The sequence below is a fragment of the Variovorax sp. FG153 genome (assembly GCF_057809595.1).
In genome coordinates this window covers 33885-47925 of the sequence record NZ_JBMDKG010000001.1, presented here as the reverse complement: position 1 = coordinate 47925, position 14041 = coordinate 33885, and the positions used below count along the sequence as shown (strand labels likewise).

At 69.2% G+C, this 14041-nt stretch carries 14 protein-coding genes; 6 read left to right on the top strand and 8 right to left on the bottom strand.

What is annotated here, in order from left to right:
- Positions 1–26: 26 nt before the first annotated feature.
- The 8 genes from ACODT0_RS00230 to ACODT0_RS00195 form a co-directional block, all read right to left on the bottom strand.
- Positions 27–3386, bottom strand: a complete 3360-nt coding sequence (locus ACODT0_RS00230; protein WP_489040172.1) for a glycosyltransferase — start codon at positions 3384–3386, stop codon at positions 27–29.
- A 132-nt stretch (positions 3387–3518) separates the two neighbouring features.
- Positions 3519–3821, bottom strand: a complete 303-nt coding sequence (locus ACODT0_RS00225) for an I78 family peptidase inhibitor (protein ID WP_489040171.1) — start codon at positions 3819–3821, stop codon at positions 3519–3521.
- A gap of 67 nt (positions 3822–3888) precedes the next feature.
- Positions 3889–4299, bottom strand: coding sequence for a hypothetical protein (locus ACODT0_RS00220; protein WP_489040170.1), 411 nt, complete (start codon positions 4297–4299; stop codon positions 3889–3891).
- 1 nt (position 4300) lies between these two features.
- Positions 4301–5056, bottom strand: coding sequence for a hypothetical protein (locus tag ACODT0_RS00215; RefSeq protein ID WP_296724580.1), 756 nt, complete (start codon positions 5054–5056; stop codon positions 4301–4303).
- Positions 5057–5357: 301 nt separating this feature from the next.
- On the bottom strand, positions 5358–6344 hold the full coding sequence (locus ACODT0_RS00210; protein ID WP_489040169.1) for a hypothetical protein: 987 nt from the start codon (positions 6342–6344) through the stop codon (positions 5358–5360).
- A 44-nt stretch (positions 6345–6388) separates the two neighbouring features.
- Positions 6389–7498 (bottom strand): hypothetical protein, encoded by a 1110-nt coding sequence (locus ACODT0_RS00205; RefSeq protein WP_489040168.1) that lies wholly within the window; start codon positions 7496–7498, stop codon positions 6389–6391.
- 165 nt (positions 7499–7663) lie between these two features.
- On the bottom strand, positions 7664–7804 hold the full coding sequence (locus ACODT0_RS00200) for a hypothetical protein (protein WP_261206432.1): 141 nt from the start codon (positions 7802–7804) through the stop codon (positions 7664–7666).
- Positions 7805–7806: 2 nt separating this feature from the next.
- Positions 7807–8328, bottom strand: a complete 522-nt coding sequence (locus ACODT0_RS00195; protein WP_261206434.1) for a helix-turn-helix domain-containing protein — start codon at positions 8326–8328, stop codon at positions 7807–7809.
- A 98-nt stretch (positions 8329–8426) separates the two neighbouring features.
- Between ACODT0_RS00195 and ACODT0_RS00190 the strand changes: the two genes are divergently transcribed.
- The 6 genes from ACODT0_RS00190 (at position 8427) to ACODT0_RS00165 (ending at position 14034) form a co-directional block, all read left to right on the top strand.
- The gene (locus tag ACODT0_RS00190) at positions 8427–9410 is read left to right on the top strand and encodes a Bug family tripartite tricarboxylate transporter substrate binding protein (protein ID WP_489040167.1); all 984 of its coding nucleotides are present in this window, start codon (positions 8427–8429) and stop codon (positions 9408–9410) included.
- Entirely contained in the window at positions 9410–10066 is a 657-nt protein-coding gene (locus ACODT0_RS00185; protein WP_489040166.1) for a glutathione S-transferase family protein, read from the top strand. Before ACODT0_RS00190 ends, ACODT0_RS00185 begins: the two co-directional genes overlap by 1 nt.
- Positions 10067–10083: 17 nt before the next feature.
- Positions 10084–10878, top strand: coding sequence for an aldolase (locus ACODT0_RS00180; protein ID WP_057591087.1), 795 nt, complete (start codon positions 10084–10086; stop codon positions 10876–10878).
- Between the two features lie 15 nt (positions 10879–10893).
- Positions 10894–11586, top strand: a complete 693-nt coding sequence (locus ACODT0_RS00175) for a glutamine amidotransferase (RefSeq protein WP_489040165.1) — start codon at positions 10894–10896, stop codon at positions 11584–11586.
- Positions 11583–12293 (top strand): MOSC domain-containing protein, encoded by a 711-nt coding sequence (locus ACODT0_RS00170; protein ID WP_489040164.1) that lies wholly within the window; start codon positions 11583–11585, stop codon positions 12291–12293. The genes ACODT0_RS00175 and ACODT0_RS00170 overlap by 4 nt, the downstream gene beginning before the upstream one ends.
- Before the next feature lie 100 nt (positions 12294–12393).
- Positions 12394–14034 (top strand): hypothetical protein, encoded by a 1641-nt coding sequence (locus ACODT0_RS00165; protein WP_489040163.1) that lies wholly within the window; start codon positions 12394–12396, stop codon positions 14032–14034.
- The last annotated feature ends 7 nt before the right edge of the window (positions 14035–14041 follow it).

The following is a 14041-nucleotide window of genomic DNA, read 5'->3' as shown; positions in this document are numbered from 1 at the left end:
TTCGGATCGGCCATTCGGTCTACGCCTCAGGCGCCGGGGCCGTGGGCGGCGATCGGGATCACCGATGGGCGCCATGCGCGCCGGGTGGTGCCCACGACGCGAGCCGCGGCCGGCGCGGCGGCGATACGCTGCAGGTAGGCCTTGAGCTCGGCCGCCTGCTCGTCGTAGCCGCGGATGCGCGGCAGCATCGCGTTGACGCCGCCGGCCGGCAGGCGATCGGGGCTGGCCAGCGCGTCTTCGATCGCACCCCGGAAAGCGTCGGTGTCGCCGATCTCGACCACGCGCCCGTTGACACCGTCCACGATGTCCTCGACCACCCCACCCGCCGCGGTCGCGATCACCCAGATGCCGCGGGCCAGTGCCTCGCGCACCACCAGGCCGAAGCTCTCCTTCCACAGCGAGGGCACCAGCAGCACGTCGATGTCGTCGTAGAACGCGTCCATCCCGGCCTGCTCGAAGGGCGCCACCACGCGCACCTGGCCCGACACGCGCCACTCGGTGGCGGCGACGGACGCCGCCCCGGTACGCAACGCGATGTCGGTGATGACCAGTTCGTAGCCGCCCACGCGCATGCCCTCCAGCACCTGCTGGAGCCAGAAGTAGCCCTTGTGCACCGCGCGGCCGCCGAGGTAGGCCATGCGCGGCGGCGATCCGGGCCGACGCGCCGGCCGCGGGCGCGCGGGCAGCGGCACGCCATTGCGGTTCACCGCGATCTGCTGCGGCGCGACGCCGTTCGCCACGTAGAGATCGCGCTGGAATTCGCTGGGCGCCAGCAGCAGGCTCGCACGGTCGAGCACGTCGCCGAGGAAGAACCTGCGCTTGAAGGTGAAGCCGCTGTCCGGCACGCACTTGGAACAGGCGCGCAGGTCGATCGCCTTCTGGTTGCAGTACACGCCGTTGTCCTGCACCATGAACTGGCGCTCGCACAGCCACCAGGCATCGTGCAGCGTGATGGCGTAGGGCACGCCGGCCTCCACGCAGGCATGGGCCATCGTCGCGCCGAGCCGCTGCACCGAATGGAAATGCACGACATCGGGCCGCAGCGATTTCAGCAGCCGCGCGAAGATCTCGCCCACTTGCGGATCGTCGTAGTCGAGCGCGCGCTGCGTGTCGTCGGCCACCTGCACGGCGATCACGGGCAATCCGTCGACCTCGTAGCGCATCACGCTGTACGGCTCGAGCTCCGAGCCCAGGATGGCGGTGAAGACGGTGACGTCGCAGCCGTCGGCCTGCAGCCGGCGGCACAGCTGCTCCGCGACCACGGTCGCGCCGCCGAAGCTCATCGGGGCGAACAGCACGTTCACGGCCAGCACCTTGAGGCGCGTGGCGGGCGCCGGCAGCAGCGGCCCGACCACCTGCTGCAGCTGCCGCGCGGCCACCACCTGCGGGTGATAGCGCGAGAGCACGCTGCGACGGGCTTCCTCCGCGATGCCGTGGCGCAGGCCGGCATCGAGCACCAGCCGGGTCAGGGCCGCCTCCCATTCCTCGGGCGTGTCGGCGATCAGGCCCGTGCGACCATGCTCGATGCCTTCGCGGAACGGCCCCGTGCCCGAGCAGATGCTCGGCACGCCGAGGATCGCCGCCTCGATGAACTTGATGTTGCTCTTGGCTTCGTTGAACAGGCTGTCCTCGAGCGGCGCGATGCTGATCTGCCACGAGGCGAGCGCGCGCAGGTAGTCGTCGCCCTGCAGGAACGGGATCTGGAACACCCGGTCGGCGAAACGCCGGAAAGGCGCCGGCAGCTCGAGCGGGCCATGGATGGCGAGCCGCACCTGCGGGTGGCGCTGCATCACGGCCAGCAGCGCGGATGCCACGATGCCGAAGTCGCCGTCGTGCGTGCGCGAGCCGCTGCCGTAGCCGATGGTGACGAAGCGCGGATCGGTCCTGACCGGACGCCGCTCGAGTTCCGCGGCGAGCGCGAGGATGCCCTCGTCCAGGGCATTCGGCACCACGTGCGTCTTGCCCGGAACGATCTCGCCCATGCTGCGCGCGATCGCGGCTGTGCTCCCGATGCCATGCTGGCAGTGGCTCAGCATCTGCCGGTACTGCGCCGTCGTCTCCTTCGACGATGCCATGCGATCGGACGGAGCGCCCGAAGCGAGCAGTTGCCGGCGATAGGCGTCCCAATCGAAGATCAGGTCGTCCACGTCGAAGAAGCTGGGCACGCCCAGCCGCCGGGCCTCGGTCGCCAGCAGCACCATGTGCGGCGCGGCCGGCACGCGGTAGAAGATCAGCAGGCCATGGAACGGCAGGGCGGCGCGGCAGGCCTCGGCGTCGCGCCAGCTGAGCACCGTGGTCTCGAGGCCCAGGTGCTCGAACATGTCGACCTTCTGGTCGACGCGATAGCGCTTGCAGGCCGGTATCGACAGCTCGGCGACGATGAGGATGCGCGCGCCCAGGCTCTGGCGCGACAAGGTCGTGAGCGGCGCGAGCCAGGGCCGGTGCCGCGCGGGATCGCGCGACGGCAGCGCGGCGATGGTGTCGAGCGACGGGCGGGCGCGCCCGGTCGATCGATGCGCGACCCAGCGCCGGGTCCACCGCAGCAGCTGCGCGCGGCGCCGCTCGTAGAAATCGCCGTGGCGGGTACCCGCCGGAAAGACGCGCAGCCGCATCCTTCCGTAGAACAGCACCAGCTGCAATCCAAGGCTGGCTTCGAAGCCGTCGATGCGCGCGGCCTGCGCCGCGGCATGCGCCTTCAGCGCGAGGATGCGTGCATCGCGCTCGGCAATCTCCACGTCCTTCTCGAGCGATTCGAAATGCCGGGTCTCGAGCATTTCCTCGGCCCGCTCGCGCTTGGCCGTGACTTCCGCGGCATGGCTGCGCAGCCGCTCCAGCTCCTGCACCAGGCCCTCGATCCTGCGCGCGAGCACGCCATCGAGCGGCGGCACGCGCGGCCCGAGGCACAGCACGCCGAGCCCCAGGCCCTGTTCGAATTCGAAGGACGGATGGCGTTGCCGCAGCAGCGCCCAGAGGCGGCGCAGCTTGCGGCCGGCGCGGGTTCCGTGCACCAGCACGAGCGCCCGCGGGCCGAGCTTGGCGCGCCACGGCGCGAGGTCCAGCGTGGCCAGCCGCGCCGGATCGCCGGCATCGACATGCAGCAGGTCGATGCTGCCGTCCGCGAAGGCCGCGGCCGCCTCGCGCTGGCCCGCGAGCCGCGTGTCCACCGTGTGGCAGGCCGTGCCGCGCGCGGTGGACTGCCTGAAGGTGGCAGCCGGCACGCCGCCCTCCGCGCCGAGGTCGACGACGATGGCGGGCCGCGTGTGCTCGAGCAGCAGCGCGACGAAGGGCGCATGCACGCTCCAGGCGCGCGATGCCTGGGCTTGGGACGCGGGAGAGGCCTTGGGTGCGAGGCCGCAGGCGGCGGTGAAGGTGGGGAGCGTGGACATCGGAAGGCTTTGCGCGGGCGAACTCGGAGCCCGACGATTCTTCCGACAGGCAGCGCCACGGACTACAGCCGGCAGGACTGAAATCGCAGCCCGGCGTTCAGTCGTGCGGAGCCGATGCGCGCAGCCCCTGCCCTAGCCGCAGGCGGCGCGAACGATCTTGCCGGTCGCCGGGTCCGTCTCGATCGTCACGCGCTCGCGCCGGTAGTCCATCGTCGCGGGCTGTCCGGGTTGAAGCTGGCGCACGAGGGAGGCACCGGTCGACTGCCGGGCCTCGGCATCGCCGATGCGGTTCTTGCCCGCGAGGGCGCTCGCCGCCTCCGGCCGGCAGATGCCGGAGGCGCCGTCTTCACGCGCCTGCGGCGCGCTGCAGGCGGCGATCGACAGGACGGCCAGCGCCAGGGTCGCGGCCGGTATCAGTTTCGAGGTGGAAGCCAAGGCACATCCTTTCCTGGAACACGAAGCAATGTCCGCGTATTCCACCACGGCTGCCGCGCGGCGACAGCTAAGGCATCGGGCTGACCTGCCCGGTCACGGGTTCGGGCTCGAATTTGCGTATCAGGATGCCGGTCTTGTCGAAAACGTACTCCGCCCCGTTCTTAACGATCGAGTCGTTGACCAGAAGCGGGAGGGCGCCAGGCGAAGCAGCCGCATTGCCGCAACCCACGCAAAGCCCTGTCAGCCTCGCACCGCCCTCATACATCAGGCGCGAGTTTCCGTCGGCATCCTCGATGGACTTCTGGGGCAAGCCCAGCCGTGCGATCACCTCTTTGCGGCTGGTCTTGCCGATCTCGAACTGCGCTGCCTTGAAATCGGTTTTCAGGCCGATGTTCGCCCCGGTGCATGCCACGAGAAAAAGCGCGCCGACGTACATCCACGAGCGAAGGAATACCGCCAACCGAAAGCTGCTCGACATCTCAATCTCCCCGCTGAAAACCTATCGCTTGCCCGATGCTGACCATCGGCTTTCCGTCGAAGGTTTTCGTGCGATAGCGCTGGCGGGCCAGCTTTTCGGTTTCGGACTTCAATCCGGCCAGATCGTTTTCTTCCAGGAACGACTTGCCAGTGTTCTTGGGCAAGGTCACGGTTTGCGCCACCGGAAATGCCCCCGACCACAGCGGCAGGTCCTTACGCAGGTCGTAGACCCAGAAGGAGTTGTTGATCGAGTGACGAGGTGCCAGTCCCAAAGTGGGGATGTGCATGAAGTAGCCAGACCAGCTCACCAGAATCAGATTGGCATAGCCGTGCGCTCGCAGGCTTTCCTTGAACTCGGGCGCGATGCCTGGCCCGCCTTCGGGCTTCGACCTCGACGCATGAAACGCCTTCATCAGCGACTTCTGGCGTGCGACGGCTTCCCTGGGCACATCGATACCGGCTTCGCCGTTCAGCGGCGCGACATTGAGGCCCAGCTTGGAAAACTCGTCGGCATGCACCCGGGTCAGCGCCGAGTCGCTATCCCAGATGCCCGCGTAGTCGGAGTCGGACGAGACCTGGGCAACGGCCAGCACCAGATATACGTCCTCCGAGTAATGAATGGACCCCACCGGATCGAAGAAGGCAACCGCGGTCTTCTCGCGCTTGAACTGGGTCGAGACCTCGGGCTGGATCGGCGGCTGGAGGGTCGTGCATCCCGTCAGCACGGCGACGATCAACGCAAGAAAGATGTTCCGCATGTAGCTTGGTCCTCTGCACCTTCAGGTGCGGTTTCGGTGAACGGTGGTGTTTCGCATTCGCTGTCTACGGATGCCGGAACGACGCGGCAATACGGCCCCTTGCCATCGCGGAAAGTGCTCGTTCATCGACCTCTCCTCGTCCCATCCGGGTTTGTAAGCAAATCCTACGCGGCGGACACGCTTCTTCTGGTGGGGACGGTCGCCCGCAGGCGGAATTTCTTGGGGGGTGTTGCATGCACGGCACGGCTCCCCCTACTGGGGGATATTCAGCGCCGCGATCTCGTCGCGGGCCGGCGGCCGCTCACCCGATCGCGGTGCGACGGCGCTTCCATATGACGCCGTCCACCAGGTAGTGATGGAAGTTCAGGACGAAGTGCGCAATGAGGATGGTGGGAAGCCCGAGCCACAGCAGGCTCTCGCCGATGCGGCTGGCGGCGAGGTACAGGAGGGCACCGCCGATCGCGCAGGGCAGGAAGAAGCGCATCGGCGGCATCAGGACGGCGCGCCATGGCGTTGCGCGCGCCGCCGAACTTCTCGCCATCTCGCCGCCCTCCTTGCCCGTCGTGTCGTCGCGCTGCCGTTGGCGGTAGACGAACACCAGGTACTGGATGTTGTGCCAGACGTTGACCACCAGCCAGCCGATGGTGATGTCGTCGATCCAGACATAGCCGACCAGCGAAACGATCAGGTGGGACAGCACGAGGCTGTCGAACGGTCCCGCCGCCTGCCTCATGCGCCTCGAATACACCAGGCATGCCAGCCAGCACGCGGCGCCGGCGAGGGCTGCGATTCCCGCGGCCACGGCCCACGCCTGCGGAACCGGCGGCAGCCAGATCGGGTAGCCGAGAAAGCTGTCGGTGCCCTGTGCACTGCGATGCAGATAGCCCCACGCGGGGAACAGATAGATCAGACCATAGGGCAGGCTGCGCCAGGGCACCTGGGGCCTCCGGTCGCAGCGCCTCGCGATGCCGTAGCACTGGCGGGAGACATGGAAGGACTGCGCGAGGAAATAGACGGCGAACAGTCCTGCCACTTCATAGGCGAGCGCGACGATGGTCAGCCCCGCCAGGATCAGGACCGGTGCGACGAAGACCAGCGCCTGGCGCATGCGGGGACGCGAGGCCATCGCGCCCAGGCGGGCGTAGGTCGCGACGATATGGGGATTGGCCAGCAACCAGACATCGACGTAGAGAATGGCCAGCATCATCGGCGCGGACCACGATGCCAGCGCGCCGGCCGCCAGCGCCGCGAGCAGGTTGCCGACGACCAGCCACTGCTCGCGTCGCATCGAGTCGGCTGCGACGGTCCCCGACCCGGGCCCCCCATGCGCCGTCATGTCACGGGCATCGGCATGGGCCGCGGCCGGGGCGATCCGAGGGCGGCCTGCGTGGGCGGGATCGAAAACACCGAGCCGGGTCGCAGATGGCGCTCGAGATCCGCCCGCATGGTTTCGTAGGCCGCGCTCCGGGCTGCCGTGAATCTCGAATCGAGGGTCGCGCGGCTCGCGATGCCCGACAAGCCGGCCGGCGGAAGCTGCTGGTAGGGGTCGTACTGTTCGGTGATCTCACAGGGGTGGCAGCGTCCGTCCACGTCGTACTGGCTGTCGATCCTCACCGTGTAGAGGGCACCGCCCTCCTTGGCCGGGTCCACGGGAAAATTGAAAGTCAGAAGCTGTGCGGACGCCCTGGTGCCGGCCTTGGTTTCAACGGGGATGAAGCCGGCATTCCTGTAGGCCCCAACGATGGCCTCCTTGAGACTGGACTCATCGATGCCGGTGAAAGAGTTGCCGAAGAGATTCCGCTCGCCGGCCCACTGCCGCTTGTAGTTGAAGCCTCCCCACGCGGGATCCCTGTGCTCGCGCCCGCTGGACTCGATGGTCGCGTACGCGTTGTCGATGGCCGGCACGAGCAGCGCGCTCAGCTCGTACTGCGTCATCCACGGAAGCGCCTGGAACTCGGACGCGTTCCTGATCTCGGCGAACCGCAGGAAGCAGGGATTGCACCGCTTTCTTTCGTCGAACAGCTCGTCGGCCGAAATGAAGATCGTCGGCTTCGGCTCGACCTTCGGATAGGCATCGAACCTGAACTGGAAGATCGTCGACTTGTTCTTCTGCGCGTCCACGGCGACGAGAGAGAAGCCCGACTTCTGGAAAGCCTTGCTCACCATCGACCGGAACTCCGTGACGGTGATCTTCTGATAGGCCGCGGCCGGAACGGAGGGCCTTCCGATCTTGTAGCTGAGGCCCAGAACGCCCTGCAACGGCTGCTGGGCGAAGGCAGCCAATCCGGCAAGCAGGCAGCAGCAGCCCATCAGGGCCTTGCAAAAACGGTAGATATCCATCACGCATGCTTTCTGTAAAAAGCGCGCCGCGCGCGCCGCGTCGATCGGGGTGGAAACCAGCTTCGGGGACCAGGCCGAACACGCCGTGATGGGCGCAGCCACACGGCCCTCCTCGTCCCGCGTGTGCCTGCGGGACGCATCTTAGGTGCGGGAAGAAGCGCGCCGATGACGCAGCGATCCCATGCCGACGGAATTTCGCCGCGGCGTTGCGTCCAACGCACGCCTCATCCAAGCGGGGGATATCCGGCGGGTGCGCGACTCCGGCGTTCAGTCGACGTGGTCGTAGCGCTCGACCTGGCAGGCCTCGGTCCCCGGCTGCGTCGCGCACACCGAGTACGCATGCGGCGGCGCGCTCGCGCAGCCGGCGAGCAGCAACGCGACGAACGCCAGGAGAAGCTTCGCCCGCATGCTCATTCCGCCTGCGCGATCACCAGCAGCACCGAGGCCGGCGTCTTGCCCACCGACGTGATCTTGTGCGGGATGCCCGCGTTGAAATGCGCGGTGTCGCCGGCCGACAGGGTTTCGGTGCGGCTCGCGAGCTGCAGCGTGATGCGGCCCTTTAGCACATGGAGGATCTCCTCGCCCTCGTGGTGGCTCATCGGGTGGTTGCGCACCGGCTCGTCGGTCGGGTGCAGCACGAAGGCCACCATGCGGTGGCCCGGCAGCGAGCCCGACACCAGCCGCGCTGCGCCGCCCGCGGCCGCCGGCTGCTGGCGATGGATGACCACCGGATCCTCCTCGGACGACTCGGCGAACAGCTCCTCGACCTGCACGCCCAGCGCCTTCGACAGCTTGAGCGCCGCGCCCACCGAGGGCGTGGACACGCCGCGCTCGAGCTTGGACACGTAGCTCTTGGTCAACCCGGTGGCCTGCGCCAACCCCTCCAGCGTGAGCCCCGACTGGACCCGCAACAACTTCAGCTTGATGGACATGACTTTTCTTTAGGACACTTGTGTCCTAAAATGGATTTGTTTCTCGAACCCGATCGCACACGCAACGCGGCCGATCCCGCGCCGCACAGGAGTATGGTATGTCCGCACGTTCGCCGTTTCGCCGCTGGATCGCCCCTGTCCTCGCCCTGACGCTGGCCTGCGTCGGCGCGGCGGCCCAGGCCCAGCCCTACCCCGCCAAGCCGATCCGGCTCGTGATTCCCTTCGGCGCCGGCGGCATCACCGACATGGCCGGCCGGCTCATCGGCCAGGCGCTCGGCGAGGAACTCAAGCAGCAGGTGGTGATCGACAACCGCCCCGGCGCGGGCGGCTCGATCGCGGCGCAGGCCGTGGCGCAGGCGCAGCCCGATGGCTACACGCTGCTGCTCGGCACGGTGGGCACGCAGGTGGTCAACAAGATGATCTATGCGCGGCTCGGCTACGACCCGGCGGCGCTCACGCCCGTTTCGCTGGTGAGCAACTCGCCCTACGTGCTCGCGGTCGCCGGTCTCGACGGCGTGAAGGACCTGCCCGCGCTGGCGGCCTATGCGAAGAAGAATCCGGGCACGCTGAACTTCGGCTCGGCCGGCAACGGCAGCTCGCCACACCTCGGGCTCGAGCTGTTCAAGCTCGCGACCCACAGCGACATCCTCCACGTGCCGTTCAAGAGCGGCGCCGAGGCGGTGAACGCCGCGCTCGGCGGCCAGGTCCAGATCGTGATCGATGCGATTCCCGTGATCCAGCCGCAGGCCAGGGCCGGCAAGCTGCGCATGCTCGCGATCGCCGCCGACCATCGCAACCCCGCCGTGCCCGACCTGCCCACCAGCAAGGAACAGGGCCTGGGCGAATTCCAGATCGGCTCGTGGAATGCGCTGCTGGCGCCGCCCGGCACGCCATCGGCGCAGGTCGCGCTGCTCGACGAGGCACTGGCGCGCGCGCTCAAGCGCCCTGCCCTGGTGGCGCGCCTGGCCGAGATGGGCATCGAGCCGCTGCCCACGGGCGCCGCCGCCTACGGCAAGCACCTGCGCGCCGAGACCGAGAAGTGGACCCGCGTGGTGCGCGCCGCGGGCACCAAGGTCGACTGATGCCCATGAAGCTGCACGACACCCTGCGCTCGGGCAATGCCTGGAAGGTGCGGCTGATGGCCGGCCTGCTCGGCATGCCGCTCGAGCGGCACACGCGCTCGATCGACCGCGGCGACCTGCGCCGGCCCGACTTCCTCGCGATCGCGCCGCTCGCGCAGGTGCCGGTGCTCGAGCTCGACGACGGCCACTGCATCGCCGAATCGATGGCGATCCTTCATTTCCTCGCGCAGGGCTCGCCGTGGTGGCCCGCCGAGCGGCTCGCGCAGGCGCGCGTGCTGACCTGGCTGTCCTTCGAGCAGGAGCGCCACATGAAGCCGCTCGCGAAGCTGCGCCTGCACCTGGCGCTGCACCGCGACGGCGATCCCGAGAGCGCCGAATTCCGCGCCCACCGGCACGAGGCCCTGGCCGCGCTCGCGCTGCTCGAAGCACGGCTCGAACGGCAAGGCCCCGACGGCTGGGTCGCCACCAACACGCACCCGAGCATCGCCGACGTGGCGCTGTACCCTTACACGCGGCTCGCGCCCATGGGCGGCATCGAACTGCAGGACTTCGCGGCGATCCGCGCCTGGCTCGCGCGCATCGAAGGCCTCGACGGCTACCAGCCTCTTTTTCCCGGACATCCCGAGAAGAACTTCTCGACCAGCGAAACCCCTTAGGAGACCGACCCATGGCATTGCAAGACACCTTCGAGCTCGCGAAAGAAGAGCTCATCGCCCAATCCCACGTGCAGATGGACCAGCACTTCAGCGAGAGCCGCTACACGCACCGCCAGAAGCTCGCGCTGACCTGCCGCATCCTGTTCGACAACGGACACGACTCGGGCCTCGCGGGCCAGATCACCGCGCGCACCGGCACGCCGGGCCAGTACCTCACGCAGCGGCTGGGCCTGGGCTTCGACGAGATCGCCGAGGACAACCTGCTGACCGTCGACGAGGACCTCAACGTGCTCGACGGGGCCGGCATGCCCAATCCCGCGAACCGCTTCCACTCGTGGGTGTACCGCGCGCGGCCCGACGTGAACTGCATCATCCACACCCATGCGCTGCATGCCTCGGCGCTCGGCATGCTCGAGCAGCCGCTGCAGATCAGCCACATGGACAACTGCGTGCTCTACGACGACGTGGCCTTCGTCGGCGAATGGCCCGGCGTGCCCGTGGGCAACGAGGAGGGCGAGTTCATCTCGGCCGCGCTGGGCAGCAAGCGCGCGCTGCTGCTGTCGCACCACGGCCTGCTGGTGGCGGCCACGAGCATCGAGGAGGCCTGCGTGCTGTCGATCGCCTTCGAACGCGCCGCGAAGATGCACCTGCTGGCCGCCTCCGCCGGCACCATCCGGCCGATCGACCATCGCCTCGCGACCGAGGCCCACGACTGGATCCTGCGGCCGCGCCGCAACACGGTGGCCTTCGAGTACTACGCGCGCCGTTCGCTCAAGGATCCGCGCAACGCGGACTGCCTGCGCGCGGCCTGACAGGAGCCTCCCGCCATGCGATGCATCGCGCTGCAGCACCTGGCCTTCGAGGACCTCGGCCTGTTCGCGCCGGTCCTGCGGGAGGCCGGCTGGGAGATCGAACACCGGCAGGCCGGCGTCGCGCCGCTGCGCCCCGACGAATGGCAGGACGCCGACCTCGTCGTCGTGCTCGGCGGCCCCATCGCCGCCTACGACACCGCCCTCTATCCCTTCCTGCACGACGAGATCGCGGGCCTGCGTTCGCGCCTCGCGCTGCGCCGGCCCACGCTGGGCCTGTGCCTTGGCGCGCAACTGATGGCCGGCGCGCTCGGCGCGCGCGTGTACCCATCGGGCCACAAGGAGATCGGCTGGGCACCGGTCGACCTGAGCGCGGCCGGCCAGGCGTCGTGCCTCGCGCCGCTGGCCGGCGTGCCGGTGCTGCACTGGCATGGCGATACCTTCGAGCTGCCCGAGGGGGCCGAGCTGCTCGCGAGCACGCCGCTCACGCCGCACCAGGCCTTCAGCCATGGCCGCCACGCGCTCGCCTTGCAGTTCCATCCCGAGGCCGATCCCGCGCGCATCGAGCCCTGGCTCATCGGCCATGCGTGCGAGCTCGCGCAGGCCGGCGTCGATGTTCCGGCCCTGCGCGCCCAAAGCGCGGCACAGGGCAACGCGCCGCAAACCAGCGCCTCGGCGATGCTGCGCGCCTGGCTGGGCCAGCTCGCATGACGCTGGCGCCGGTGCGCATCGACGCATTGCTCGTCGGTCCCGTCGCGCCGTTGCCCGATGGCCGCACACCCAGCGGCATCGTCAAGTCGCCGAGCGACGATGCGCTGTGGCTCTCGGCCACCGGCCTCGCGGGCGACGCGCAGGCCGACCTGCGCATCCATGGCGGCCCCGAGAAGGCGGTGCACCACTATCCGCGCGAGCACTACGGCGCCTGGTCCGCATGGAGCCGCCGCCACGACCTGCTGGCCGCGCCCGGCGCCTTCGGCGAGAACCTCTCGACCGTGGGCTGGGACGAAGCCAGCGTCTGCATCGGCGACGTGCTGCGGATCGGCGAGGCGCTGGTGCAGGTGTCGCAGGGCCGCCAGCCCTGCTGGAAGCTCGACCTGCGCTTCGGCGAACGGGGCATGGCGCGCGAGATGCAGGACAGCGGCCGCACCGGCTGGTACTACCGCGTGCTGCGGCCCGGCGCGGTGCAACGCGGCGCAGCGATCATGCTGGTCGAGCGGCCGCATCCCGAGTGGCCGCTGTCGCGCCTGATCGCCTTGCTGTTCGCGCGAGACGAACGCCATGCGCCCGAATGGGAACGCGCGGCCGAACTGCCGACGCTCGCCGAACGCTGGCGCGCCACTTTCCGGCGCCGCGCGGCCTCGCGGCAGGTCGAGGACTGGACGCCGCGCCTGTGCGTGCCGGACGCCGACCCGGCCTGATGCAAGGCGGGAATACCCGCAGCCCATGGACAGCCGACTGACAGCGCCGTCCGCGAACATGCGGGATCGACCGCGGGAGCCACCCGCGCACAGGAGACACATGCCCTTCCCGACCTTCCGGCCGGCCGCCGCCGCCATCGCCGCGTGCATCGCCCTGGCCGCCTGCACCACCGCCCCCACCTCCTCCACTTCATCCCCGCCCGTCGCGCGCGCCGTGCCGCCCACCGACTGCAAGGCCTGGGTCGGCACCGACCGCAACGCCGAGCTGCCCGGCTACACCTTGCGCCAGGCCGACGGCAGCTCGCGCTGCGTGCCCCTGCTGCTCACGGCGGCCCACGCGCCCGCCGGCTACGCGGGCGACTTCCATGTGCAGGAGTTCACCGACGCCAAGCTCAAGGAACGCTGGGCCGCGTGCAAGAGCGACGCGGCCTGCTTCAAGCGCATCAACGACCAGATGCAGCGCTGGCTGCCGCCGAACAAGGAGCGCGCGACGCGCGTCACCGGCATGGTCGATCCGGTCGGCAAGATCGATTCGGACGGGCAGGTGAACCTGCGCGACATCCGCAAGCCGGGCTTCTTCGCGAAGGCGCCCTACAACGAAGCCGTGGCCGAGGCGAACAACCGCACGCACGTGGTGGAGTTCACCGTGCCGCGCGATCCGCTCGAGCGCCTCAAGCTGAACATGCAGGGCGACATCAAGCTGCGCGGCTGGTACGTGGAGGGCGCGGGCGTCGACGACGGACGCGGCGGCCGCAAGCGCGCGCTGGTGATCATGAGCCCGGGCGGCGGCGGCCAGCTCACGGCCATCGACCATCCCGACGAGGTGTCGGTGCGCGTCGATCCCGCCACGCGCCGCGCGACGTCCGTGCGCTTCCCCAACGCGACCACCGAAGGCCCCGGCATGCGCTTCTGGCGCGACCACCTGCATGCGCTGAACCGCGCGGGCTTCGACGTGCTGGCCTACGACCGGCGTGGCGAGGGCCTGTCGGGCGGCTTCAGCGACACCAACACGCTCGAGCAGAGCGAGGACATCTTCCGCGTGCTCGAGCAGATGGACAGCGGCCGCGGCCTGCGCGTGCTGATGGCCTCGGGCCAGGAGTTCGAGGGCGCGCCGGCGGCCGGCAAGCTGATGGCCGGCATGAAGTCGCGCGAGATCCCGCTGCTGCTGCTGGGCTACTCGCGCGGCTCGATGACCACCGGCTGGGCCATGACCAAGAACTACGCCGGTGGCTGCAGCTACGACATGCCAACGGTGCAGTGCAGCGCACCCAAGGGCTACGCCAACATCAAGGGCGCGATCCTCTACGCCTCGTTCGTGAGCGGCGCGGGCTACCTGCCCGAGGCGCCGGACCTCGCCGACCGCAACCTCTTCCTCGGCGGCATGGCGGCCGACAACTACGTCGCCTTCTATCCCAACTCGGCGGTGCTCGCGAACATGCCGAAGTGGCCCGCCGTGTTCTTCGCCAAGGGCCTGTGGGACCGCGCCGAAAGCCTCGAGGGCACGGTCGCGGCCTACGACCGCGTGCGCGGGCTCAAGGACATCGTCGTCTCGCGCGGCCCGCACTCGATGGAGACCTGGCCGAAGCAGGAACTCGACCGCGTGCGCGGCCGCATGGTCGCATTCGCGACGGCCGCCGTGCAGGGCCGCACCGCGCTGCCGCAGGCTCAGCAATGGACCGACCTCAAGGGCCTCGTCGCGACCACGCCGGACGTGTGGGAGATGTCGTCGAAGCCGCGCTAGGAGCACC